20 protein-coding genes and 1 other RNA gene are annotated in these 25981 nt (G+C 54.1%); 8 read left to right on the top strand and 13 right to left on the bottom strand.

The annotated features are described in order from the left end of the window. Window positions 1-11: 11 nt before the first annotated feature. Window positions 12-365 carry a VOC family protein gene (locus WBY09_RS06350; RefSeq protein WP_197145583.1) on the bottom strand — a complete coding sequence of 118 codons (354 nt, stop codon included), beginning with the start codon at window positions 363-365 and terminating at the stop codon, window positions 12-14. 48 nt (window positions 366-413) lie between these two features. Further along, window positions 414-2090 carry an FMN-binding glutamate synthase family protein gene (locus WBY09_RS06345; protein WP_008889620.1) on the bottom strand — a complete coding sequence of 559 codons (1677 nt, stop codon included), beginning with the start codon at window positions 2088-2090 and terminating at the stop codon, window positions 414-416. 349 nt (window positions 2091-2439) lie between these two features. On the opposite strand from WBY09_RS06345, the gene WBY09_RS06340 reads away from it, so the two are divergent. Then, a complete protein-coding gene (locus WBY09_RS06340) occupies window positions 2440-3213 on the top strand; it encodes a DUF5131 family protein (RefSeq protein ID WP_336232273.1) in 774 nt (257 codons plus the stop codon). 50 nt (window positions 3214-3263) lie between these two features. Next, on the top strand, window positions 3264-4109 hold the full coding sequence (locus tag WBY09_RS06335) for a three-Cys-motif partner protein TcmP (RefSeq protein WP_336232272.1): 846 nt from the start codon (window positions 3264-3266) through the stop codon (window positions 4107-4109). 111 nt (window positions 4110-4220) lie between these two features. On the opposite strand, the gene WBY09_RS06330 is transcribed toward WBY09_RS06335, so the two are convergent. The 4 genes from WBY09_RS06330 to WBY09_RS06315 all read right to left on the bottom strand — a co-directional run bounded on the left by WBY09_RS06330 (window position 4221) and on the right by WBY09_RS06315 (window position 10871). After that, window positions 4221-7862 (bottom strand): hydantoinase B/oxoprolinase family protein, encoded by a 3642-nt coding sequence (locus tag WBY09_RS06330; RefSeq protein ID WP_063088857.1) that lies wholly within the window; start codon window positions 7860-7862, stop codon window positions 4221-4223. A gap of 69 nt (window positions 7863-7931) precedes the next feature. Beyond that, window positions 7932-9233 carry a TRAP transporter large permease gene (locus WBY09_RS06325; protein WP_008889618.1) on the bottom strand — a complete coding sequence of 434 codons (1302 nt, stop codon included), beginning with the start codon at window positions 9231-9233 and terminating at the stop codon, window positions 7932-7934. Window positions 9234-9242: 9 nt separating this feature from the next. Further along, on the bottom strand, window positions 9243-9755 hold the full coding sequence (locus tag WBY09_RS06320; protein WP_063088856.1) for a TRAP transporter small permease: 513 nt from the start codon (window positions 9753-9755) through the stop codon (window positions 9243-9245). 141 nt (window positions 9756-9896) lie between these two features. Further along, a complete protein-coding gene (locus WBY09_RS06315) occupies window positions 9897-10871 on the bottom strand; it encodes a TRAP transporter substrate-binding protein (protein ID WP_336232271.1) in 975 nt (324 codons plus the stop codon). Window positions 10872-11141: 270 nt separating this feature from the next. On the opposite strand from WBY09_RS06315, the gene WBY09_RS06310 reads away from it, so the two are divergent. Continuing rightward, complete coding sequence (locus WBY09_RS06310) at window positions 11142-11894, top strand: SDR family oxidoreductase (protein ID WP_336232270.1); 753 nt, start codon at window positions 11142-11144, stop codon at window positions 11892-11894. A 66-nt stretch (window positions 11895-11960) separates the two neighbouring features. Here WBY09_RS06310 and WBY09_RS06305 read toward each other — a convergent pair whose 3' ends face one another. The 3 genes from WBY09_RS06305 to WBY09_RS06295 form a co-directional block, all read right to left on the bottom strand. Continuing rightward, window positions 11961-12470 carry a winged helix DNA-binding protein gene (locus tag WBY09_RS06305; RefSeq protein ID WP_063088853.1) on the bottom strand — a complete coding sequence of 170 codons (510 nt, stop codon included), beginning with the start codon at window positions 12468-12470 and terminating at the stop codon, window positions 11961-11963. A 139-nt stretch (window positions 12471-12609) separates the two neighbouring features. Continuing rightward, window positions 12610-14571, bottom strand: coding sequence for a methyl-accepting chemotaxis protein (locus WBY09_RS06300; RefSeq protein WP_336232269.1), 1962 nt, complete (start codon window positions 14569-14571; stop codon window positions 12610-12612). 309 nt (window positions 14572-14880) lie between these two features. Next, complete coding sequence (locus WBY09_RS06295; protein ID WP_286791630.1) at window positions 14881-16878, bottom strand: methyl-accepting chemotaxis protein; 1998 nt, start codon at window positions 16876-16878, stop codon at window positions 14881-14883. Window positions 16879-17148: 270 nt separating this feature from the next. Between WBY09_RS06295 and WBY09_RS06290 the strand changes: the two genes are divergently transcribed. The 5 genes from WBY09_RS06290 (at window position 17149) to rnpB (ending at window position 22100) form a co-directional block, all read left to right on the top strand. Further along, the gene (locus WBY09_RS06290; protein ID WP_064779582.1) at window positions 17149-17886 is read left to right on the top strand and encodes a TerB family tellurite resistance protein; all 738 of its coding nucleotides are present in this window, start codon (window positions 17149-17151) and stop codon (window positions 17884-17886) included. Window positions 17887-18009: 123 nt separating this feature from the next. Continuing rightward, window positions 18010-19833: an ATP-binding cassette domain-containing protein gene (locus WBY09_RS06285; RefSeq protein WP_286791631.1), complete on the top strand. Its 1824-nt coding sequence runs from the start codon at window positions 18010-18012 to the stop codon at window positions 19831-19833. A 179-nt stretch (window positions 19834-20012) separates the two neighbouring features. Further along, a complete protein-coding gene (locus WBY09_RS06280; protein WP_286791632.1) occupies window positions 20013-20885 on the top strand; it encodes a DMT family transporter in 873 nt (290 codons plus the stop codon). Window positions 20886-20890: 5 nt separating this feature from the next. Beyond that, window positions 20891-21643: an N-acetylmuramoyl-L-alanine amidase gene (locus tag WBY09_RS06275; protein ID WP_286791633.1), complete on the top strand. Its 753-nt coding sequence runs from the start codon at window positions 20891-20893 to the stop codon at window positions 21641-21643. 61 nt (window positions 21644-21704) lie between these two features. Then, window positions 21705-22100, top strand: an RNA gene (gene rnpB / locus WBY09_RS06270) — RNase P RNA component class A. Between the two features lie 79 nt (window positions 22101-22179). Here the strand turns inward: rnpB and WBY09_RS06265 are convergent. From WBY09_RS06265 to WBY09_RS06250, 4 genes are all read right to left on the bottom strand, one after another. After that, entirely contained in the window at window positions 22180-22800 is a 621-nt protein-coding gene (locus tag WBY09_RS06265) for a pyridoxamine 5'-phosphate oxidase family protein (RefSeq protein ID WP_197145594.1), read from the bottom strand. Window positions 22801-22868: 68 nt separating this feature from the next. Beyond that, entirely contained in the window at window positions 22869-23417 is a 549-nt protein-coding gene (locus tag WBY09_RS06260) for a cysteine hydrolase family protein (protein ID WP_197145595.1), read from the bottom strand. Between the two features lie 95 nt (window positions 23418-23512). Further along, on the bottom strand, window positions 23513-24574 hold the full coding sequence (corA, locus tag WBY09_RS06255; RefSeq protein WP_197145596.1) for a magnesium/cobalt transporter CorA: 1062 nt from the start codon (window positions 24572-24574) through the stop codon (window positions 23513-23515). A 94-nt stretch (window positions 24575-24668) separates the two neighbouring features. Continuing rightward, window positions 24669-25445 (bottom strand): EF-hand domain-containing protein, encoded by a 777-nt coding sequence (locus tag WBY09_RS06250; protein WP_286791634.1) that lies wholly within the window; start codon window positions 25443-25445, stop codon window positions 24669-24671. Between the last annotated feature and the right edge of the window lie 536 nt (window positions 25446-25981).

The raw sequence follows: 25981 nt of genomic DNA, 5'->3' as shown, positions 1-25981 counted from the left end.
CCGGGTTTTGATCATTTGTGCTCAAGAATATTGACCAGCTTGCCAAACGGGTCGCGGACGTAAAACCGCCTGACACCCCATGGTTCTTCTGCCGGGCCATATTCGATTGCGATCCCGGCATCCTTCATTTTACCAAGGACATCATCAAGGTTATCGACCTCGATAGACATGTCGGGAACGGGTGTCCCCGATCCACCTTCGGTGGCGAAACTGACCTGTGTGGTCATGGTTTGGTCTGCTGCCGCAAAAGTCCTGATCCAGCCATGATCCATTACGGTATCAAGGCCTAAAATGCCCTCGTAGAAGGCAACTGCCTTGGCGATATCATCCACAGCAAAGTTTGAGACAATCCGTTTAACAACCATTGGTGCTATCTGGTCCTCTCCGTTTGGGTGGCGTGGTTCGCAACCATGCTACTGCGCGGCTTTTTCCCCTGCAATCGCCTGTGCCCGTTTATAGGGGCCGAACGGGATTTCCTTGGGATCGAAGGTTTCAGCGGATGCACGTTCCCAACGGGAATGCCATTCGTGGAGTTCCGGAAGTTCGGTATCTTGCAACAGGAAGCCTTCGGGCAGGTAGGGATAGGCTTCGTTGCCATCAACAAACTCGTTGTCTTTCTGACGCACCATAAAGTGATAGGGCATGAAGTTGCGCGGATCAGTCAAACCGGCCGCACCGGTAATTTCGGCGAGTGCATGCATGGTATTTTTGTGGAAGCGTGCGACACGTTCGCTTTTGTCACCCGGATCAAGGGCGCGTTGGCGGATTTTATCCTGTGTTGCGATCCCGACCGGGCAGCAGTTGGTATGGCAGCTTTGGGCTTGAATACAGCCCAAAGCAAACATGAAACCACGCGCGGCATTACACCAGTCCGCGCCCAGCGCCAGGGTACGGGCAATATCAAAGGCCGAGACGATCTTGCCGGCAGCACCAATCTTGATCTGATCGCGGACACCAGCACCCCGCAGGGCATTGTGGACAAAGGTCAGGCCTTCTTGCATCGGCATCCCAACCCGGTTGGCAAATTCGACCGGGGCGGCACCGGTACCACCTTCCTTGCCATCCACGACGATGAAATCGGGCGTGATGCCGGTTTTCAACATCGCCTTTATGATCGACATGAATTCGCGGCGGTGCCCGATGCAGAGCTTAAAGCCAACCGGCTTCCCCCCCGAAAGGTCACGCAACCGGCCAATGAATTCCATCAGCCCAATCGGGGTTGAGAAAACACTGTGGGCCGCGGGCGACACGCAATCCTGCCCCATCGGGATACCGCGCGCCTCGGCAATTTCGGCGGTAATTTTGGCCGATGGCAACATGCCACCATGGCCGGGCTTTGCGCCCTGACTGAGCTTGACCTCGATCATTTTGACCTGCGGGTCGGCGGCGGTTATGGCAAATTTTTCCTCGGAAAAACTGCCATCTTCGTTGCGCGCCCCGAAATAACCCGAGGCCACCTGATAGATCAGATCACCACCGCCTTCGCGGTGATAGCGCGAAATGCTGCCTTCGCCGGTATCATGGGCAAAGCCGCCCTTTTTGGCACCCTTGTTAAGCGCCAGGATTGCGTTGCCGGAAAGTGCACCGAAGCTCATGGCAGAGATATTATACAGGCTGCAATCATAGGGCTGCTTGCAATGCGGACCGCCGACGCGCACCCGAAAATCGGTATCGGTGATGTGCTTGGGTGCGACGGAATGGGTGATCCATGAATAGCCGGATTTATAGACTTCCTCGATCGTGCCGAACGGGCGTTTGTCTTCGACACCCTTGGCGCGCTGATAGACAAGACCGCGTGCCTGACGGCTGAACGGGATTTCGTCCTGATCGCTTTCAAGCAGGTATTGTCGGATTTCCGGACGGAAGCTTTCGAGGATGAAGCGGATATGCGCACTGATCGGGTAGTTGCGCAGGATGGAATGCTTGTTCTGATACAGGTCGTGAATACCAACCAGCACCAGCAACCCGAAAATCACCGCAGGCACCCAGAACCAGACATCAACGGCCGACGCCAAGATCACAGAGGCCAAAGCCAAAACCACAACACCCGTCATCACGAAGTAGCGCTGGTTCAAAATGAAGAATTTCACGGTGCTCTCTTCCTGTCCTGTTCAGGCCGATCTGATCCACGAAAAGCCGCCTTGTGCGGGCAGGCATCTGACCCTTCGTATCCGAGATAGCAGCAACATCCATGATCATCGTTGATTTGATCACGGGCCTCAATGGCAATGTCGTTGATTTCAGGGTCTAAACCCTAATTGCCCCCCATTTGATCTGAATGTGGGAACGTTTGAACCAACATCAAGAAAAACAGGGGTTTATAAGGAAGATAAACGCCAAGACTTGCAAAATAATTCGACATTAAGAAAACCGAAAATGTTTAGAGTTAATATTTTAGAATTATATTTATCTCGCCTGTTAAACCCGAGGTTATAAACAATGGCTGAAACCGAAATAGAATGGACTGACGCCACTTGGAACCCTGTGGCAGGCTGCTCGGTCATGTCCGCTGGCTGCACTAACTGCTATGCGATGCGAATGGCTAAACGCTTAGACGCAATGCGAGTGGATAAGTACCGTGGATTAACTAAAACAATAAACCGCAAAGCCGTTTGGACTGGTGAGATATTTGAAGACCATCAGTCTTTGAAAACACCTTACTCTTGGAAAAAGCCCAGAAAGATATTTGTTAATTCCATGAGCGATCTTTTTCATGAAGGTGTTAGCGAAGACTTCATTCTCAAAGTTTGGGAGGTAATGAGCGAAACTCCCTGGCACAACTATCAAATACTTACAAAACGTCCCGACAGGATGCTAGAGATTGTTGGCTCTAGGACTACCAACGTACTTCCAAATGTATGGCTTGGAACGAGTGTGGAAAATGAAAACGTAACACACCGCATTCAAGAGCTTCGTGAGGTACCTGCCGCTATACGTTTCGTCTCGTTTGAACCGCTGATCGGACCTGTTGGGAGCGTGAACCTCCGGGATATTCATTGGGCAATCGTGGGCGGAGAAAGCGGTCCTTCCGCTCGACCAATTAAAGAAGCGTGGGTGGACGAAATTCACAAACACTGCAGCAGCTACAATACTGCCTTTTTCTTTAAGCAGTGGGGAACTTGGGGAGCAGACAACAAACGTCGCTCCAAAAAAGCTAACGGCCGTATTTATAGAGGCCAAACTTGGGATGAAATGCCCCAATACGCGTATTGAGTGGGATAATCGCTTGGCTCAAATGACACCCTAAACATTAGAGAGGGGGAATGAGCCAAACAAGTAAGATCTTTGAAGCTGATGATGGGCTACCAGCATCAGAAGTGGGCGTGTGGGCCTGCGAGAAACATGACTACCTCAGCCGATACCTTAACATTTCTCGGAAAGCTCGGCAGAAGTTCCTATCTGGTCGTGCAAAATCGGCGACATTTGTTGATTTGTTCTGTGGGTCTGGTCGAGCGAGAATACGCAACACCAACGAATGGGTTGATGGAAGTGCCGTAGCTGCATGGAAAATCAGCCGCAAGGGCGAAGCCCCATTCAGTACAGTTTACATCTCTGACATTGACCCAACACTGCGTTCCGCATGTGCAGAACGCTTGAGAAGACTGGGGGCTCCAGTTGTTGAGTTAGAGGGAGATGCTGTAGCAGCGGCCAAACAATACGTTCAAGCCGTAAATGAATATGGGTTGAACTTCGCATTTATTGACCCTTTTAGCCTGGGCACTCTTAGCTTTGAAATCATTCAAACTTTATCGCAGCTGAAGCGTATTGATATGCTGATTCATTTCAGCAAAATGGACCATCAGAGGAACTTGGGACTTAACCTGACATCCGAAAAATCTGATTTTGATGCCTTAGTTCCCGGATGGCGAGACCGTATTGACCAAAACCGTCCTATGCCCGATGTGCGCAGGCAAATTTTTGAACTTTGGCGAGACATGGTTGCAGAGGTCGGACTTGACCCATCACTTGATGTGAAACTTATCACTGGAAGCAGGAACCAACACCTATACTGGCTGCTAATCGTCGCCAAACACCAGTTAGCATTGAAGTTCTGGAAGGAAGCAACTGCAAACGAAGCTCAAGGGAATTTTTTCGGGTCGTTACTATGAAAAAGCCGCCTTGCAACAGGGAAGCAAGGCGGCTTTGGGGACCGGAAACAAACAGGTGTTTAAGGGGGGAACACGTTCCCGATCCGCGATATCTGAAAATGCAGGGGCCGATCAGGCCTTGCCGTAGCCCCCACCACCCGGGGTTTCAATGACAAAGACATCCCCCCGATGCATTTCCGCACCATCGGTGCCCTTAAGCTCGATCACGGTGCCATCGATGCGTTCGACGGCATTGCGGCCAAGCTGGCCGGGCTCCCCGCCTGCACAGGCCTGAACCGGCACGCGACGGTGGTTGGACAGGATTGATGCGGTCATGTCTTCGAGGAAGCGCACACGACGGATCGCACCATCGCCACCCTTGTGTTTGCCTTTACCACCTGATCCTTTCCGGATTTCAAAGCTTTCGAGCAGAACCGGGAAGCGCCATTCAAGGACTTCCGGATCGGTCAGGCGCGAGTTGGTCATGTGCGAATGAACAGCTGCCGTACCATCAAAGTCGGGACCGGCACCGGTACCGCCACAGATGGTTTCGTAATACTGGTGCGTATCGTTGCCCCAGGTGAAGTTGTTCATCGTGCCCTGACCACCGGAAAGCACGCCAAGGGCTGCATAGAGCGTATCGGTGACATGCATGCTGGTTTCAACGTTACCGGCGACAACGGCGGCCGGATAACGCGGGTTAAGCATCGATCCTTCGGGCACGATCAGATTGACCGGCTTCAGGCACCCGGCATTGAGCGGAATGTCATCATCAACAAGCGTTCTGAAGACATACAACACAGCCGCGCGGGTCACAGCCGACGGGGCGTTGAAGTTGTTATCAAGCTGATCGGACGTGCCGGTGAAATCAACCGTCGCCGAACGGGTTGCCTTGTCGATAGTCACCTTGACGCGGACAACCGCACCATTGTCCATTTCATAGGCATATTCGCCGTCTTTCAGGACATCAATCACGCGACGCACGCTTTCTTCGGCGTTGTCCTGAACGTGCTGCATATAGGCATGCACCACATCAAGACCAAAGTGATCGACCATCTTGCGCAGTTCCTGCACACCCTTTTCATTGGCCGCGATCTGGGCGCGCAGATCGGCGATGTTCTGATAGGGGTTACGTGCCGGATATTTCGCACCTTCAAGAAGATCGGTCAGGCCTTTTTCATCGAACGTGCCCTGATCAACCAGCTTGAAGTTGTTGATCAGAACGCCTTCTTCTTCAAGAACGCGCGAATTCGGCGCCATCGAGCCCGGCGTAATGCCGCCAACATCGGCGTGGTGACCACGCGATGCGACATAGAACAGCACTTCCTTGCCATCATCGCCAAACACCGGGGTAATCAGTGTGATGTCAGGCAGGTGCGTACCGCCGTTATACGGGTCATTGAGCATATAAACATCGCCCGGCTTCATTTTGCCGTCGTTGTTTTTGATCACCGCCTGAACCGACTCACCCATTGAGCCAAGGTGGACGGGCATATGCGGGGCGTTGGCGATCAGAAGGCCTTCCTGATCAAACACCGCACATGAGAAGTCCAGACGTTCCTTGATGTTGACCGAGTATGAGGTGTTGGCAAGCGTCACACCCATCTGTTCGGCAATGTTCATGAACAGGTTGTTGAACACTTCAAGCATCACTGGATCAGCCTGGGTGCCAATCGCCTCTGAACGTTTCATCGGCACGACACGGTTCAGGATTAGATGATCAAGGCCGTTGACCTTGGCTTCCCAGCCCGGATCGATCACGGTGGTGCCAACCGGCTCCACAATCACAGCCGGGCCGCGGACCGTCGCACCGGGTTTCAGGTTTTCTCGTTTGTAGAACGGGGTCTGTTCGGTTTTGCCATCAAAGACGACCGGACGGGTCGCAAGCGGCTTGAGCATAACTTCCGCACCATCAAGCTCAGCCGACGACGCCGGAAGGCTTTGGGTTTCGCCAATCGCCTCAACCGCGACGGCCTCGACCACCAGTGGCTTTCCGGTCATGACAAAGCCGTAGCGCTGTTTGTGCTGTTCTTCGAACTGGGCCGTGATGGCATCGACATCGCCGAAATCAACAATCAGCGGGGTGTCGGTACCGTCATAGCGCAGATGCAGGCGTTTCAGCAGGCTGATCTTGTCATCCGAAATGCCCTGTTCTTTCAGTTCTGCCAAGGCATCAACGGCCAAGGCATCAAGCTGCTTATCCAGATCTGCAAGGCCTTCGGCGGCAAGTTTGCCCTCAACCGCCTGTTCACGCATCGCACGGATATCGGCAAGGCCCATGCCATAGGCCGACAGAACACCGGCGAACGGATGGACAAAGACCTTCGTCATGCCAAGGGTATCGGCAACCTGACAGGCATGCTGACCACCTGCACCGCCAAAGCACTGCAGGATATAGTCGCTGACGTCATAGCCGCGCTGGACCGAGATCTGCTTGATGGCGTTTGCCATGTTTTCTACGGCAATGCGCAGGAAGCCTTCGGCGACTTCTTCGGGGGTGCGGATCTGGCCGGTGTTCTTTTCGATGTCAGCCGCCATTTCCTCAAAGCCCTTGCGAACCGCATCGGCATTAAGTGGCTCGTCGCCTTCGGGGCCAAAGACATTCGGGAAGAAGTCCGGCTGGACCTTGCCCAGCATGACGTTGATATCAGTTACCGCCAGCGGACCGCCACGGCGATAGGCCGCTGGTCCCGGGTTTGCACCGGCACTGTCCGGACCAACACGGAAACGCGCACCATCGAAATGCAGGATCGAGCCGCCACCGGCCGCAACCGTGTGGATTTTCATCATCGGCGCGCGCATGCGCACACCGGCGACCTGGGTTTCGAAATCACGTTCGTATTCGCCGTCATAGTGCGAAACGTCGGTCGATGTGCCGCCCATATCAAAACCGATGACCTGTTTGAAGCCATCCATTTCTGCCGTACGGACCATGCCGACAACACCGCCAGCCGGACCGGACAAGATTGCATCCTTGCCCTGGAACTTGACCGCATCGGTCAAACCGCCATTGGACTGCATGAACATCAATTTCACGCCACCCAGTTCGGAGGCGACCTGATCAACATAACGACGCAGGATCGGCGACAGGTAGGCATCCACCACCGTGGTATCGCCGCGCGATACCAGCTTCATCAGCGGGCTGACCTGATGGCTGACAGAAACCTGGGTAAAGCCGATGTCACGGGCGACCTTTTCGGCGGCCAGTTCATGCGCGGTATAGCGATAACCATGCATGAACACGATGGCACAGGCACGAATGCCGCTGTCATAGACTTTCTGCAAGTCGGCCCGAAGGGTATCAAGGTCCATCCCTTCGAGTTCATGACCCTGTGCGTCAAAACGGCCAGCGGTTTCGATCACGGTTTCATAAAGCGTTTCGGGCAGAATGATGTTGCGATCAAACAGGCGCGGGCGGTTCTGATAGGCCAGACGCAGCGCATCGCGGAAGCCCTTGTTGGTGACCAGAACCGTGCGGTCGCCTTTGCGTTCAAGCAGGGCGTTGGTTGCAACCGTGGTGCCCATTTTGACCGCTTCGATTTTCTCGGCCGGGATTTTTTCGCCGTCGGCAACTTCAAGCAGTTCGCGGATGCCCTGAATGGCGGCGTCCTTATACCGTTCGGGGTTTTCCGACAGCAGTTTGTGGGTGACAAGCGCGCCATTGGGTTTGCGGGCAACGATATCGGTAAATGTGCCGCCGCGATCGATCCAGAACTGCCATTTCGGCTGTCCGGTGGTCTGCGAGGCGGGCGAATTTTGGTCGAGCGGGGCCATGATGCTCACTCCTTCAGGCATCTGTAGTCAGAAAATTCGAGTATTTTGGTCAGTTCAAATCATGAACTGTTAGCCACTCATTTGCGTTGGCAGCCAGGTGACGATCCCCGGAAATACGGTGATCAAAAGGGCGGCAAACAACAGCAGGAAGAAGAATGGCAAGGCAGCAACTGCAATCTTGAACAGGTTCTTGCCTGTCAGGCCTTGCAGAACGAAAAGGTTAAAGCCGACCGGTGGCGTGATCTGTGACATTTCGACCACCAGCACGACATAGATGCCGAACCACAAAAGGTCGATGCCAGCGGCCTGCACCATCGGCAGGATCACAGAGGTTGTCAGAACCACCACCGAAATACCGTCCAGGAAACATCCCAGAACGATAAAGAAGATCGTCAGCGCACCGAGCAACGCATAAGGCGACAGCTCCATCTGGGCGATCCATGCTGCCAGTTCACGCGGTACACCGGTAAAGCCCATGGCAACCGTCAGCACCGCGGCACCCGCAAGGATAAAGCAGATCATGCAGGATGTCCGGGTGGCACCCATGATGCCATCAAGCAGGCTTTCCTTGGAAAGCGACCCGCTAAGCGCTGAGAGGATCAACGCACCGACCACACCGAATGCCGCGGCCTCTGTCGGGGTTGCCACCCCGCCATAGATCGAACCGATGACAGCCGCAATCAGAACGATGACCGGGATCAGGCGACCGGATGCACGGATCTTTTCAGCAAACGGAATGCTGGGGGCCGCTTCAGGCATCTTGTCCTTGTTGATCGTTGCCCATATGCCAACGAAGCTCATGAACATGATGATCAGCATGACACCGGGGATCACGCCGGCAATGAAAAGACGGGCGATCGAAAGTTCAGCCGAAACACCATAGACAATCAAAATGATCGACGGCGGGATCAGAAGCCCCAGTGTACCGGAACCGGCAAGGGTTCCAAGGATCAGGCTGTCGGCATAGCCCTGTTTACGCAGTTCCGGGATCGACATGCGCCCGATGGTGGCCGCCGTTGCCGCCGACGACCCCGACACCGCGGCAAAGATACCACAGCCCAGAATATTTACATGCAACAACCGACCCGGAAGTTTGTTCAGCCACGGGGCAAGACCTGTGAACATGTCTTCGGACAGGCGGGACCGAAACAGGATTTCACCCATCCAGATAAACAGTGGCAGCGGTGCCAGTGACCAGGTCGCAAGGCTTGACCATGCTGTGGTCGCGATGATCGGACCGGTTTGTGCACTGGTGAAAACATCAATGGCAAAGACGCCAATGGCAAAAAGTGCAAGTGCAACCCACAGACCAGCGCCCAGAAACAGGAACAGCAGGCCCATCAGGATAAGACCGATTTGAAGTACGTCCATGACCGCCCCCTACTCGTTCAGTTCGTTCGCTTCGCCGCCGACAAAAGCGGGTTCGCGGCCAGCCAGAAGATCAACAAATGCTTCGAGCAGAGCGATGGTAAAGACAACCAGTCCAAAGGCCATGGCGGTTTGCGGGATCCATAGTGGGAAGGCCAGAACGCCGGGCGAGGTATCGCCATACGAAAAGCTTTCCTCGGCCAGAACCGCCATCCACCAGGCGAAGTAACCGGCAAGATAGATCGCAGCCAACAGCGTGATCGCTTCCATTGTTCGGCGGACACGGCCTTTAAGGTGCGAAAGGACGATCATGACCCGGATGTGAGTGCCCGCGCGCAGCGCCGGACCCAGGGCAAGGAACGTACCGGCAGCAAGCGAGAACCCGGCCAGTTCATTGGCATCGTGAACGGCGATCCCGACAAGACGCCCCAAGGACTGGGCGAGAATCAGCAGCGCAATGATTACCAGGAACGCGGCCGCCAAAACGGCACTGAATTTGAATAAATAATCTAGCAGTCTGCGCACAGCAGTCCCCCTTTCCGCCAACGATCATCCCCAAAGCGACGTATCGTACCTAACGGACAGTAACATTAAAATGTGCGGATTGTCCGGGACCGAACGGAGGACGACAGCCGTCCGGCCCCGACAATTGGCAAGAACTGGTGCTTAGTTCTTGAACGCGTCGATGATGGCCTGGCCTTCATCGCCGGTTTTTTCCAGCCAACCAGCGACCATTTTGTCACCAGCTGCTGCGAGACCGTCTTTGAGTTCTGCACTCGGCGCAGCAACGTTCATGCCGTTTTCAGAGAGAATTTTCTTTTTCTCTTCGGCTTCTGCCATGCTCATTTCCCAGCCGCGGGTTTCGGCTTTGGTAGCCGCTTCAAGAACAGCAGCCTGAACGTCAGCAGACAGGCCATCGAATGCGCTTTCGCTTACGATAACCATGTTTTTCGGAAGCCATGCCTGAACGTCATAGAAGTTCGAAACAAAGTCCCATGCCTTGGAGTTGGCACCGGTCGACGGCGACGTGATCATCGCTTCGACAATGCCGGTTGCAAAGGCGGTCGGGATTTCCGGAACTTCAACCTGGGTCGCGACCATGCCGGTCAGCGATGCCAGTTCGGACGTGGTGGCGTTATAGGCACGGAACTTGACACCATCGAGGTCAGCAACGCTGTTAACTTCGTTTGCGGTGTAAAGGCCCTGTGCCGGCCACGGAACAGCATAAAGAACTTTAAGACCGTCTTTTGCGAGGGCTGCTTCGATGCCTTCGCGCGATACTTCCCAAAGCTTCTTGGCGTCTTCATAAGACGTCGCGAGGAACGGGATCGCGTCAACGGTGTAGATCGGGTTTTCGTTGGCCAGCAGCGAAATCAGGGTTTCGCCGATCGGCACCAGGCCGCGCTGCACCGAACGTTTGATGTCAGCATGCTTGAACAGCGAACCACCGGAATGAACGGTGATGCTCAGCTCACCGCCAGATGCTTCATTCACATCCTTGGCAAATTCAATGATGTTCTGGGTGTGGAAAGTCGCGTCAGGATATGGCGTTGCCATGTCCCAGGTTTCTTCAGCGGATGCAAAGCCGGCTGACATGGTGATCGCTGCGACTGCGACAGTCGAAAGTGCTTTTTTCAACATTTTTCAAGTCTCCCTGTGTGTGATGCAAGCCGATACACGCTATCGCGTATCGAGACTCCAAAGTAGCCTCCCGACACATTGATCACATTTTGCCGACAAATTGTCAACTTTAATTCATAGCAGATATGCACAATCCGGGAGACAACACCGCGGAACCCCGGCTGCGTGAACCCGCAAAAACCGACCATTCGTCTGATATTTTTGTTGTTATTGTTGCCTGCCGGGGGCATTCAACTAGCGATCAAACAAATAACAAGTGGGGAAAATCCAATGTCTGATCTTTCGGGGAAGTCTGTCTGGATTACAGGTGCCGGTAGCGGCATCGGTGAGGCAGTTGCCAAATCTCTGGCGGCTGGCGGGGCGCACGTTGCCCTTTCGGCTCGGCGCGAAGAGACACTTCGGCAAGTTGCAGATGACATTGCGGCAAGCGGGGGAAAAGTTGAAATTCACCCGCTCGACATCAGTGACAGCGAAAAGGTTTTTGAAACGGTCGCGAAAATCAAAAGCGCGATGGGCAAAATTGATGTGCTGATCAACTGTGCTGGCGTGAACACCCCGAAACGGCATTGGCGCGATCTTGATATCAAAGACTGGCAGCGTATCGTCGCCGTCAACCTGAACGGTGTTGCCAACACCGTTTGTGCGACCCTGCCCTTGATGCGCGATCAACAAGACGGACTGATCATCAATATTTCATCGTGGGCCGCAAAGCATGAATTCCCGGTCGCAGGTCCTGCCTATATTGCCTCCAAGCGCGGTGTCGTGGAGTTGTCCCACAGCATCAATCAGGAAGAACTGCACAACAACATCCGCTGTTGCTGCATTTCGCCGGGCGAGGTTGCCACCCCGATCCTTCAGCAACGACCGGTACCGATAGAGCAGGAAGAACTTGATCGTCTTTTAAAGCCAAGCGATCTTGCAGAAATCGTGACTTATGTCGTCGGGGCACCCATGCGGGTTTGCTTCAACGAAATCGTGATGTCCCCGACCTACAATCGCACCCTGCTGCCAATTCAGCCCTAGGTGTTGCTCCCAGACATCGGGGATGCGAAGGACAAGCCTTAGCGCCAGTACCAGCAGCAGCGCGGTTTACATCGCACTTGCGGCACGTGATGCCTGGTCATAGACGCCGGAAATTGCGCGAAGGGTCTTGGCGACATCCCCGACTTCCTCGCTGTTGACGCCAAGCCGCTGGAAAGTCTCAATCAGGCAATCCTCGCGGACCTGACGGTATTTTTCGCACATTTCACGGCCGTCCTTGGTGGTCGCGTAATGCACTTCCTTGCCGCGTTTGACACCCTCGACAAGTCCAAGCTTGCGGAGCTTTTTAAGGGAATAGTTCACAAGATGGCTGTCCTCGACATTCAGGACAAAGCAGACTTCAGACAGACTTTTTTCCCGCTCACGGGAATTGACATTGTGCAGCACCAGAATATCGAGAACCGACACATCGGGCATACCCGCCGCACGCATGCACCGCACCATCCAGCGGTTAAATGCGTTACCTGACAGGATCAACGCAAATTCAAGTTCCGACAGTTCGGCTGCGCGTTCCGAGACAAGATGTGACGATGAGACGATACGTGTTTTATCAGCCATCCGACGTTCCCTGTAATGCAGTATTCCCGGTCACCAAGATAGGTTCCGACCAGGTTCATTGGAAGTTTGTCGGCATTTTATCGCGATAAAGGCGACAAGGTAAAGCCCCTGCCGCCTTATACTTATCGGCAATTCACCGTTAAAGTGTGCGCATCCGTTCGAGAAAACCATCAATCTGCGACCGCAAGTCACCGCTTTGTTGACCAAGGTTGTTGGCCGAAACATTGACGTTACCAGCCGCTTCGTTGGTTTCATTGACAGCTGCAGACACTCCTTGCATGGCAGCCGAGATTTCCTCTGTCCCGGCGGCGGCTTGCTCCACGTTCTGCGAAATCTCGCTGGTGGCGACGGTTTGCTGTTCGACCGCGGCCGCCACCGCAGCTGCACGTTCGCTGATGTCGGAGATCATTTTGACAATCTCGTCGATTGCATCAACGGCAAGGCTTGTCGCCTGCTGGATATCGTTGATCTGGGATGTAATTTCCTCGGTTGCCTTGCCCGTCTGATTGGCAAGGTTTTTCACCTCGCTTGCGACGACGGCAAAGCCCTTGCCTGCGTCCCCCGCCCGGGCGGCCTCAATCGTTGCATTAAGCGCCAGCAAGTTGGTTTGTTCGGCGATATCACTGATCAGGCTGATGACTTCGCCAATCTTGATCGCAGAATCATTAAGCCCCTGTATATTGTCGTTGGTATTGCGGGCCCGCTCGGTTGCGGACTGTGCCATGGTTGACGTTTCCGTGACCTGACCGGAAATCTCGTTGATAGATGCCGAAAGTTCGGTTGCGGCCGTGGCAACCAACTGCACATTCGAAGAGGCTTCTTCGGCACCGGAAGACACTGCCATCGACTGGTTGGTTGCTGTCTCAGCACTGTTACGTAATACGTTCGACACCTGATGGAGTTGCTCCACCGCTATTCCGACATCGGCCATGACGGCAACCACCGCCTGATCAAATTCCTGAATATAGCGTTCCTGAGTCTCCATGCGTTTGCGGCGTTTCTCGTCCTCTGCCTTTTGCGCTGCTTCAAGCTTGATGCGTTCGATACCGTTTTCGCGGAACACCAGAACCGCACGCCCCATCTCGCCGATTTCGTCCGCCCGCTTCACTTCGTTGATATCGACATCAAAGTCGTTTTCAGCCAGTCGAGTCATTTTGTTGGTCAAACCGCTGATCGCGCTGACAATGGCGCGTGCCAACAAGAACGAGAGCCCCATTAACGCCAGAACGCCGATTGAATACATAATGACCGAAACTGTCAGACTGGTTTCTGCAATGCTGTCAGCTCTTTGCTTTTGGGTCTGTGCGATTTCGCCAATCGACTGACTGAGCTCATTAAGGATCGGCTCAGCCTCGGCATAATAGTCGGACAAAAAGCCGAGCTCTGCTTCGCGTTGCAGGATCTTTTCAGACAGGGCCTTGAAGTCCGCAACATATGACTTCATCAAGTCGGTGATTTTATCCTGCTCGTCGGCGGGAATGTTTGAGGCGGCCAATGCCGGTCCGAACTCGGCAAGGCGGTCATCGATCCGACCGACATACTTTGGATCAAGGCGTGCCAAAAAGTCCTTCTCGTGGCGGCGCATCATCAACATGATTACGGTAAGATTGTCGGCGTTATATTTCTTGAGCGCCTCTTCGACATTGTGCACCGAGGAACGTAACCGTCCCAGAAGCCCTTCTTCCTCGTTCAACCCGATTTCTCGCTGCAAACCGACAACCACTGCGAACTTCGCGTCATAGTTGGCAAAGGCTGTCACGATTTCCTGGAGCTGCGCATCAAACGCGCTCAGTTCCGGCGCCTGTTCAAGCTGCTCAAGGCCTGCATTGACGTCTTGGACGACACTGGCATGCTGGGAAACATATTTTTCATCCATGCGCAGCAGGAAGTCCTTTTCCCGCCGACGTGCATTCAGGAATTCACGCGAAACAGCGTCAGCAACCAGTTTGTTCTCCAGCGCACTCTCGGCAACCTCTTCGGCGGCCCGTCTTTGTTGCTCGGCAATGAATTGCACAGCACCAACGACGATAAAGATCAAAAGTGCCACCCCGCCGATCAGCGATATTTGATAGAGAAGTCTCATTCGGGAAAGAAAGTTCATCTTGGCCCCCAAGCAGTTGCCTCGCCTTTGCCACAGCTGTTCTCCCGCTGGCATCAGCGCAGGTTTCTATTCAACAACGAAATGAAGACACCTATTGCGCCCGCCAGATCAAATCGGGGAACCTTGCCCCATATGTCGGGAAACCATTTCGGCCTCTAAGCCGTGGCAAGACATAATTGATGCTTGCCCGGTGCCTGTTTCTTACTCAACTGAATCACATTTGGTGTGAGGCACAACAAAACAAGAGGAAAGATTGCTCTTTCCTCTTGTTCCAGTTGCAGACGTGAAATGATGCTTGTTGCAGACGGCCTATGAAATCGAGCGCATCCTTGCAAGGAAGTTATCGATACGTTCACTCAGACCATCACTTTGACGACCCAGGTTATCGGCCGAACCACGCACATCATCGGCAGCCTCGGTGGTTTCTGCCACCGCCGACGAAACCCCCTGCATCGCGTTTGAGATTTCGGTGGTTGCCGATGCGGCCTGTTCGACATTCTGGGAAATCTCGCTGGTCGCAACGGTCTGTTGTTCGACGGCCGCGGCCACCGCAGATGCCCGTTCGCTGATATCCTTGATCATCTGAACGATGCTATCAATTGCATCGACGGCCGACTGTGTGGCTTGCTGGATATCATTGATCTGGCTTGAAATGTCCTCGGTCGCCTTGGCGGTCTGATTGGCAAGGTTTTTGACCTCGCTGGCAACCACGGCAAAGCCCTTGCCAGCATCACCGGCACGGGCGGCTTCGATCGTGGCGTTCAACGCCAGAAGGTTGGTTTGTTCGGCGATATCGCTGATCAGATTGATGACCTCGCCAATGCGGACTGCGGCCGCATTCAGGCCCTGAATGTCATCGTTGGTTGTCTGGGCACGATCACTCGCCGTCGCCGCCATTTTCGAAGTATCGCTGATCTGACCGGCAATTTCGTGGATAGACGCCGAAAGCTCCGTCGCCGCCGTTGCAACAAGTTGCACGTTTGACGATGCTTCTTCGCTGCCCGCAGAAACAGTTGTCGACTGTTCATTGGCTGTGGCCGCACTGTTGCGCAGAACTTCGGAGACGGAATGCAGCTGTTGAACGGCAGTCCCCACTTCGCTCATCATTGCGACGACATCATCGTCAAATTCGCGAATGTGCTGCTCCTGCTTTTCAATGCGCTGGCGCTGTTTTTCGTCAAGTTCGCGTTGCTGGGCTTCAAGCTTTTGCCGCTCCAGACCGTTTTCGCGGAAGACAACCACAGACCGGCCCATTTCGCCGATCTCATCCTTGCGGTCGGCTTCATCCAGTTTGACGTCAAAATCGTTCTTGGCCAAACGGGCCATCTTGTCGGTCAACCCGGTGATAGCCCGCACGATGGCACGCGCAAGTACCATCGACATCAGGATCATGATGATCGCACCAGCGATAAAGATCGCAAAGGTAACCTGAACCCCTCTATGCGCGATTTGTTCGGCACGTTGTTGCATGTTTTCGGCAACGGTCCGGACTTCATTGCCCAATGTTTCCAGAACCGGCTCGACGGCAGCGTAATATGCACTGAGGCGTTCCAGGGATTCTTCACGTTCAAGAACGGCATCGGCAAGGGTTTTGAAATCCGCCAGATATGAATCCATCAGCTTGCCAAGCTGCTGTTTCTTTTCATCCTGAATGCTGCCGGCGCGCTCAAGCGCAGCCGAGAACTGCTTGGAAGTTGCTTCGACACTTTCGACGTAGGCCGGATCCAGACGGGCGAGAAAATCCTTTTCATCGCGACGCATCTGTAAAACGGCAATCGACAGGTCCTTGGTGCCACTCAGTCCCAGCATCGCCTCAAGCTTGGCCACTTCTGCCAAAGCAGTTTCGACTTCGGAAGCAGCACTGCGCATTTCGCCAAGCAAGCCCGAACTCTCGTCTAGACCAACCTTGCGCTGCAGTTCAACGACAGTGGCGAATTCCGACACATAATTATTGACGGCTGTCTGGACCTGCTCGACCTGCTCAAGAAGGTCACCAAGTTCTTCACGCGCGGAAAGCTTTTCCAGACCGGCCCGGATTTGTGCGGCGGCTTCGGCGTGGGCAGTGACATATTCCTCGCTTCGTCGAATAACAAAGTCTTTCTCGTGCCTACGCGCATCAAGGAATGCGCGCGATACGGTACTTACAGTCCGGGAGTCTTCACTCGCGGCCTTGGCAAGAAGTTGCGCGGATTGGCGCTGTTGATCGGCGACGAATTGTGTGATCCCGACAATAGCGAAAATCACCAGAGCAACGATGCTCAGCAGCGAGATCTGGTAAACCAGCTTCATTCGCGACAAGAAAGACATGCTTCCACCCCTCATTTTCCGGTTCTTGGTTTTATATTTTGTTTTTCAGAACCATAAAACATTCTACCATCAGTAGATATATAAAGACTAAAGTATAGACTAATTACTAATTCCCTCTACCTTTGGCGAAAATTCCCGCAAATTAGGTCATTTCTTTTCATCATCTGCGCACTATGTTTGTGCTTTGCGCGGGTATTGGTACCGATTAATCACCTATCCATTCAGCCAATCGACCGCGCCGGATTACAACAAACAGGATGAAGATCACCCATGAGCATCTGGGGCAAAATTATTGGCGGAACTGCAGGCTTTGCCCTGGGCGGACCATTGGGTGCAATTCTCGGCGCGGCGGCCGGTCATGTCGTTGACAAGATCAAAAGCAATGCACGCGGGCCGCAAATTGGCGGGCATGATCCCCGCCAGATCGCCTTTGCAACCGGTGTGGTCGTGCTGGCCGCCAAGATGGCGAAGGTTGACGGGCATGTCAGCCGCGATGAAGTCAACGCCTTCAAACGCGTGTTCCATATCCCGCCGGGCGAAGAAAAGAATGTCGGTCGCATCTTTGACATGGCGCGGTCGTCGTCAGACGGGTTTGAGGTTTATGCCCATCAGATAGCCACCATGTTTCGCGGTGAACGTGCCATCCTTGAAGGTGTACTCGAGGCGCTTTATCAAATCGCCATGGCCGACGGCGAACTGCACCCGGCCGAACAGGATTACCTTAAAAAGGTCGCCAATATCTTTGGCTTTGCCGAGGTCGACTTTGAACGGGTTCATCATGCCTTCACCGCGTCAGACGGCCCGGATCCCTATGAGCAGCTTGGCCTGACGCGTGATGCCAGTGACGATGACCTGAAATCGGCCCATCGGAAATTGTCGCGCGAAAACCATCCTGACACCCTGATGGCCAAGGGCATGCCGCCGGAATTCATCGAACAGGCCAACGAAAAGATGGCGCGGATCAATGCGGCCTGGGATCAAATCCGCAAAGAGCGCGGTATCCGCTAGCGCGTTCGATCTTCGCGATTATCTCTGTCAAAGTTGATTTCCCTTGCAACGGTGCGCGAATTGCTGTTTGCAGGGGGCCGGTCACTGTGACCCTGTTTTGTTTTCAAACTTGTCGGTTTTTCCATGGCGCCACCGCTGATCAATATTAATGACATTCACCTGACCTTTGGCGGGAATGATCTGTTTTCTGATGTGTCATTTGCCATTGGCGACCGTGATCGCCTGTGCCTTGTCGGGCGCAATGGTGGTGGCAAATCGACTCTTTTGAAAATCATCGCTGGTGAAATCGAACCCGATGGCGGCGAACGCTTTGTTCAGCCAGGCTGCAAGGTGGCCTACCTTAATCAGGAACCGAAATTCGACGGCTATGACACGGTCGAGGATTTTGTGCTTTCGGCCCTTGATGACCATGAACAGGATTATGCCTATCGATCCGACATGTTGCTGGCATCGGTTGATATTGATCCGAAGTCGGACCCCAAACAGCTTTCAGGTGGTGAAGGCCGCCGGGCCGCGATTGCGCGTGCACTGATTGCCGATCCGCAGGTTCTGTTGCTTGACGAGCCCACCAACCACCTTGATTTGCCGACGATTGAATGGCTTGAGGGCGAAATCAAGAATTTCCGCGGTGCTGTTGTGGTGATCTCGCACGACCGTGCATTCCTGAATGCCGTATCGAATGGTGTGCTGTGGCTTGATCGTGGTGTGATGCATCAGGGTGCGATCAACTTTTCCCAGTTCGAGGAATGGTCCGAGGAAATCTATCGCAAGGAAGCCGAGGAACGCGCCAAGCTTGATAAACTGATTGCGCAGGAAACCGTCTGGTCGGTGCAGGGTATTTCAGCCCGCCGCAAACGGAACCAGGGCCGTCTGCGCCGTCTTTATGACATGCGCGCCCAGCGTTCCCAACAGGTTGACCGCATCGGCAACGTGTCGCTTGCGGCCGATGCCGGTGAGACATCCGGCAAGGTCGTGATCGAAGCGACCGATATCGCCAAATCATTTGGCGACCGTCAGATCATCGCTGATTTCTCGACCCGTATTTTACGTGGCGACAAGGTTGGCATTATCGGCCCGAACGGGGCTGGTAAAACCACGCTTTTGAAAATGCTGACCGGTCAGATCGAACCTGACAGCGGCACGATCAAGATCGGCACCAACCTTAATCCAAGCTATTTCGATCAGAAACGCGCCGCCCTTGATGACAGCAAGACCCTTTGGGATACGCTGTGTGATGTTGGTGGCGATCAGGTCATGGTGCGCGGCAATCCGCGCCATGTTGTCAGCTATCTGCGTGATTTCCTGTTTGATGAAAAACAGGCCAGAAGCCCGGTCGGCGCGCTTTCAGGCGGTGAACGCAATCGGCTGTTGCTGGCCAAACAATTGGCCAAGCCGACCAACCTTCTGATCATGGATGAGCCGACCAACGATCTTGATATGGATACACTGGATCTGCTTCAGGAAATGCTGAGCGACTATGAAGGCACGCTTCTTTTGGTCAGCCACGATCGTGACTTCCTTGATCGCGTTGTGACATCATCCATCGTCATGGAAGGCGATGGGACTGCCATTGAATATGCCGGTGGTTATTCCGATTACATTGCCCAACGCAGACTTTCGCGCGCCGAGGCCGCCAAGGAAGAAAAGGCCGCGGCCAAACAGGTCAAAAAAGCCGCACAGGCATCTGCACCGAAATCAAAACCGACGGGCAAGCTGAGCTATAAGGATCAGCGCGAATACGACAATCTGCCTGCTGCGATGGCCAAACTGGAAGCCGAAATCGCCACCCTTGAGGACGCGCTTTCTGACAGCAGCCTGTTCACCAAGGACCCGAACGGTTTCCAGAAAAAGGTGGATCGACTGGATGCTGCGCGCTCAGAACTTGAAGCATCCGAAGAACGCTGGCTGGAACTTGAAATGCTGCGCGAGGAACTTGGTCAGGGCTGACCAAGCTTACGCGAATTTCAAGACAGTTTAGGCATGAGTTGAAAACAACTCATTTGTGCTTTGGGCTGAAACATCGGATCAAGGGACTGGAACCCGTCTAAAAAACTTGGGCGGGGTTGCGTATCTATCTGATATTCTTGGGGTCATTATAATGCCCCTTATTGCCGAAAGGCCCCGTCATGCCGATCAAAGCCGTAATTATGGCCTTTTCCGTTGCCGTCATTTGGGGCGTGAACATGCTGACCGTCAAAGGGGCGGTTGGTGAAATCCCGCCTTTCATCCTGACAGCGATGCGTTTTGCGGCTGTGGCGATCCTGTTGATCCCGTTCACGCAAGTTCCGCGCGGACGTTTTGGCAAACTTGCGCTGATCTCGGTGACCTTTGGCGGTTTGCATTTCGGGGTTCTGTTCTATGCCCTTTCAATGATTGATGCCGGACCGGTCGCCATCATCATTCTTTTGGGCGTGCCGTTTTCGTCGATGCTTGCGACCTATTTCTTTAATGACCGGCTGGGCTGGAAACGGCTTTCGGGTATGGCGCTGGCGTTTATCGGTGTCACCATCATGTTCTGGGACCCGACCATGACCGAACTGCAATTACCACTGCTACTCGTGGTGTTTGCATCCTTCATGTGGGCGGTTGCCAATGTCATGATCAAGAAGCTTGGTGACATTGATACCTTCCAACTGAATGGCTGGATGGCGCTGATGGCGGCCCCGCAATTGCTGATCATGTCCCTGATTTTTGAGCCGAACGGGTTTGAAGCGGTGATGAACGCAAGCTGGGTGGCATATGCAAACCTTGCCTTTACGGTCGTGATGTCATCGATTGTTGCGTATGGCTTCTGGTATCATTTGCTGAAGACGCAGGATGTAAATGTTGTTGTGCCCTGGACCCTGTTGGCACCGGTGATCAGTGTGATGGGTTCGTTCCTTGTATTTGACGAGCCGTTCTCGCTGCTTAAAATCATTGGTGGCATAGTCGTTCTGTGCGGTGTGGCGGTCATCATGCTGCGCAAGCCGGTTCAACGCAAAGCACAGGGAATGGATTGATCCGCATGGGGGAAAAGATCACCAAAACGCGATCAGCGGGAAACATCATTTCCCACCCCTCCCCCAATTTCGGTGATCGTCCGGATGGATGCCCTATTGATACTCTCGTCCTGCATTACACCGGCATGCAATCAGGTGCCGACGCACTTGAACGCCTGTGTGATCCGGAAAGCTCAGTATCAAGTCATTACCTGATCGAGGAAGATGGCCGCATCTTTCAGTTGGTTGATGAAGACAAACGCGCCTGGCACGCAGGGCTTGGCATTTGGCAAGATTGTAGCGATGTGAATTCCCACTCCATCGGGATCGAAATCGTCAATCCGGGACATGAATATGGCTATCGCCCGTTTCCGGAAATCCAGATCAAATCCGTTATAGATCTGACGCAAGACATCCTCAAACGCCATGAGATACCCGCCAGCCGCATTATCGCTCATTCCGATATGGCCCCGTACCGCAAGGAAGACCCGGGCGAACTGTTCCCGTGGCAACAGCTGGCCGAACACGGCATCGGTCTATGGCCCGGATGCCATGGCGTTGCTGAAATCAGTTCCGGTATTTCCGGCACAGCTGCCAGCCCGGATGAGTTCTATCGCCTGCTTGAGACGATTGGTTATGGCGCGGCAGACAACGACGAAGATAAAGCCAAACGCACCATCGCGTTCCAGCGTCATTGGCGGCAAAACGACATTTCCGGTCAAGTCGACGGCGAATGCGTTGCCATTGCCAAGGTGCTTGCCAGCGCGATCACCCGCTAGGCATCCCTGCCTGCACTGCTTTTTCTTGACGCCACCATGGATGTGACCTACATCCCGATCACCAGATGGCCGGATGGCTGCCCTGATTGTTCGCAATCGGGGAGGAAAGTCCGGGCTCCACGGAAACACGGTGCCAGATAACGTCTGGCGGGGGCGACCCTAGGGAAAGTGCCACAGAGAGGATACCGCCGGATCGCGCAAGCCATCCGGTAAGGGTGAAAGGGTGCGGTAAGAGCGCACCGGTCCTTCAGCAATGCGGGACGCATGGTAAACCCCACCGGGAGCAAAACCTAATAGGAATGGTCGGCCGGATGCTTCGGCATTGTCGGCAGGTGAGTTTTCGCACCACCATTCGGGTTGGTTGCAGGAGGCGTTCGGCGACGGACGTCCCAGATGAATAGTCATCCAGTGCGGTTCGCCGCATGGACAGAACCCGGCTTACAGGCCATCTGGTATTATCTTTTCAGACAGAAAAAAGGCGATGACAGTTTCCCGTCATCGCCCGGACCAAATGCGTTCAAACCATGAACAGCAGATCAGCCGCGCTCGGCAATGGATTGCGCGAAATACTTGTCTACTTCTTCCTGCGTGCTTTCGGGGATATCGGACGCTGTCTGATCCTTGATCATCTTGCCTAAGGTCGGAAGCGTTTTGCGTTCGATCCGGGTTTCCGGATCCCACAGCTTGGAACGCATCAGCGCCTTTGCGCAATGCAGGAAGGCTTCCTCAACCGTGACCTTGATCGCGGCAATCGGTGCCTTGGGCGTATCGGCAAACAGCCCCAACAAAGTCGGGTCGGTGCTGATTTCAGCAACACCATTGATGCGCAGCGTTTCGTTCACGCCCGGCACGAAAAACAGCATCCCGACTTTCGGGTTGTCGACGATGTTTGACAGGGTATCGACCCGGTTGTTGCCCGGACGATCCGGCATGACCAGCGTTTTGTCATCAACAACCTTGATGAAACCCGGGCCATCACCACGCGGGCTGACATCTGCATTGCCATTGGTATCTGACGAGGAAATGACCGCAAAGGGCGCAAGCGATATGAAGTGCTTGCAGTGCGGATCAAGTGCCGGCAAACATTTGCTGACAGCAAGTCCAAGCGGCTCTCCGTATATGGCGCGGAGCTTTTCCTGAGTATCGATTTTGGTCATTGCAGATTACCTTTGGCGAGAAACGAGGGCAGAAACTGCTTTAGTTGCGAACGCAAGTCAATTGCCGATTAGTCCGCAATAATTTCCGCGACTGTTTTCACCGCTGCAAACTCGCCATTCAGGCTGGCGAGTGCAACATCGTGAACCATCTGGGCCGGGAAAACCCGCCCGTCTGGCAAGCTGCGATCAAAGGTCGCACAGGCATCCGCCGCAATGGTGGCATCAAATCCAAGATTGGCCGCCATGCGGGTGGTCGTGTTCACGCAATGATCCGTGGTTATCCCGCACAGAACCAGTTTCGAAATGCCTTGCGCACGCAGATCGGCCTCAAGGTCCGTGCCGATCAAGGCAGAATTGACGTTCTTGCCATAGACCGGCTCATCATCCTTGGGCGCAAAACCCGGCTTGAAAGCGTTACCGGGATGGTCGGGATGCAGGCGCGATTGCGGCTCTGTGGAATTATGCTTGGCATGAAACACAGGCCAACCTTTGGCGCGCCAGTGTGCGAGCAGTTTTTCGCCGTTGGCTTCGGCGTCGGGGTTATTGCGATTACCCCAATATTCAGGGTCATCAAATCCCTTCTGCCAATCAATCAGGATCAGGGCGGTCTTGCTCATTTGTGGGGCTCCGATGGTTGGTGAATGTGCTGGCCAATCTAGCAGCGCAAAGACTGTCTAAAAGGACAGAAGCCCCACGCATTTCGCCATTTGGCTCAAAGCCATCCTTTGCGCTTGAAATACAGCAGCGGCAGGACGGCTGACAGCACCATCAGGCCGATTGCGACCGGATAGCCGAACTCCCACCCCAGTTCCGGCATGAATTCGAAGTTCATGCCATAGATGCTGGCAATCAGGGTCGGCGGCAGGAAGGCGGCGGCGGCGACCGAGAAGATCTTGATGATGTTGTTCTGCTCAAGGCTGATCATGCCAAGTGTCGCATCAAGCAGGAAGGTCACCTTGTTGGCGATAAAATTGGCGTGCTCGGTAATCGAGACAATGTCACGTGACAGGATCTTGAGCCGCGCCTTGGCATCCTTTTTAAGCCGCGCCTGCGTTGAGAGGAACAATCCCAGGCGATGCAGGTTCAAAAGGCTGTCCTTGGCCTTGCCCGACAGGTTACCGGTACGCCCGATCTGACGCAGGGTTTCGCGGTGATCCGCATCCGAGCTATTCTCGTCGGGGCTGATAAAGACCTGATTGGACAGGCCTTCAAGATCGGTCGCCGTTTGCTCCATCAGGTCGGCAAGTCGATCAACAATCTGTTCAAGCAGACCAAACAGAACGGCCTCGGCGCTATTGGCAAGCGACGGGCTGCGTTTCACACGACGGATGAAGGTCTTGAACGGTACTGGATCGGCATAACGCACAGTGATCAGGGTTTTCTTGACCAGAATAAATGTCACCGCCGTGGTTTGCGGCGCATCGGTGGTTGCCTTGGTCAGAACCGAAACCGTCATGAACAACGCACCGTCTTCGTCATACAAGCGCGATGAAAGTTCGATTTCCTGCATTTCTTCGCGCGTCGGTATTTCAATGCCAAAACGTTCTTCGATCTCGTGAATTTCATCGGGCGTCGGGGCATGCAAATCGACCCAAACCGGAAGACGTTCGGCCTTGGCAGCAGCCGGTTTGGCGGCAGATTGTTCAGAAGGCGTGTTTGCGGCCTCGGCTGCCTGCCCGCTGTCACCGACGGCGCTATCAGAAGCAGCCGGACTGGCGGTATTGCCGCTGTCGGTGTTTGCGCGCACCGGGGCAAAGAATTCGTTGGTGTCCATGAGCCTCTCCGTCTCTTCCTGCTTGCCGATGGTTACGGATGCCAGTTTATTGAATGCTTGTCATGTGATGAATGCGTTTCCAAGTAACGCAGCCCTAGAATGGCAAAACCGTCTGGAACGAAAACGGATCAATATCCGCTTCCGCTCCGCGCTTTTCATCATAGGTCGCATGCACCTGCGCCATGAATTCTTCCTTGCTGATCATCTTGTCGCCATCGGCATCAAATTCCGGAAACAGCAATTCAAGTCGGCGGCTTTCGGTGCGCAATCTTTGTCGATTGGCATCCGAAGAACCCGGCAATTTTTCAACCGCGGCAAATTCGCGCGCCACCAAAACATTATCGCCAGTGATATCGCGCCGCCGGAACATCCAGCTGGCATATGCGGCAGCCTCATCCGCGCTGATACGACCATCCTGGTCGATATCAACCGGGTGGTATTGTTCGCGATAGACTTTGACCTGTTCTGGAATGCCCGATGGGGCGACGCCCGCGCCCCCATTTTGCTGGGCTAGCGCCTTTGCGATGGCCTCATTCAATCCGGGGATGTTCGACACACCGTCGCCTGTCATACTGGGAACGCTGGCACCTGCACCAGAACCATCCCCATTCAGGCCATTTAGCCCCGAAAGCCCGCCCAGTCCAAACTGCGACATCAGTTCCGGATTGTTTTGCAGTTGTTGCATGATCAAGGGCAGCAATTCACGCATCTGTGGTGATGAAACTTCGGGCGAATTTGATCCGCCACCGGCCGGGTCAAGACTGAGCCCCTGTGCCGTGGCCACCCCACCCGTAACGGTGTTCAGCCCGGGAACCAAAACGGTCCAGGAAAATGCACAACCCATTAATAGAATGGCAGCTTTTATCCGCAACAATCGCTTCCTTCGTTTCACTGACGCTGCCCCGCGCCAGAGGACCACGCCCCATTCGGGGACATTTTCATTCGTGATGGCCGATCAAAACCATCAGAGATCATTTCGACATTTTGCAGGAGTTTGCCCGCGCATCAAACCCGATTGGCCATCAAATCGCAAATTGTCTTCGACAACCCCATTCAGATCCAATTCTTGAACTGGTCCATCAAAACCCAAAATCCGGTTTTTCGATGGTCTTCCCATGGGTCCCCATGGAACGGAATTGGGATTTTATGGGCAGAAGATGGATCGCCGCCGGTTTTCTCGCATTTTTGGCCGATTTCAGCCTTTCTGCATATACCGCGGAAACCCTCGGGAAGTGCCAAAACGTCACATTCTTGCCCATCAAATCCCATTGACCCCCATGATTTCCCATGGTACCCCATAAAGAGGCACAAATTCCGTGCCACGCGGGGCATATCCATTTCAGACACACGACAGTCGCAAGACAGCCCATGAGGGCCAGTGTTCTGAGATCGGTTTTTTGATCAGGG

The sequence above is a fragment of the Thalassospira sp. CH_XMU1458 genome (assembly GCF_037027205.1).
GTDB classification, from domain to species: domain Bacteria; phylum Pseudomonadota; class Alphaproteobacteria; order Rhodospirillales; family Thalassospiraceae; genus Thalassospira; species Thalassospira tepidiphila.
The sequence above is the reverse complement of the archived record's forward strand: the minus strand, read 5'-3'. Positions and strand labels throughout refer to the sequence as shown.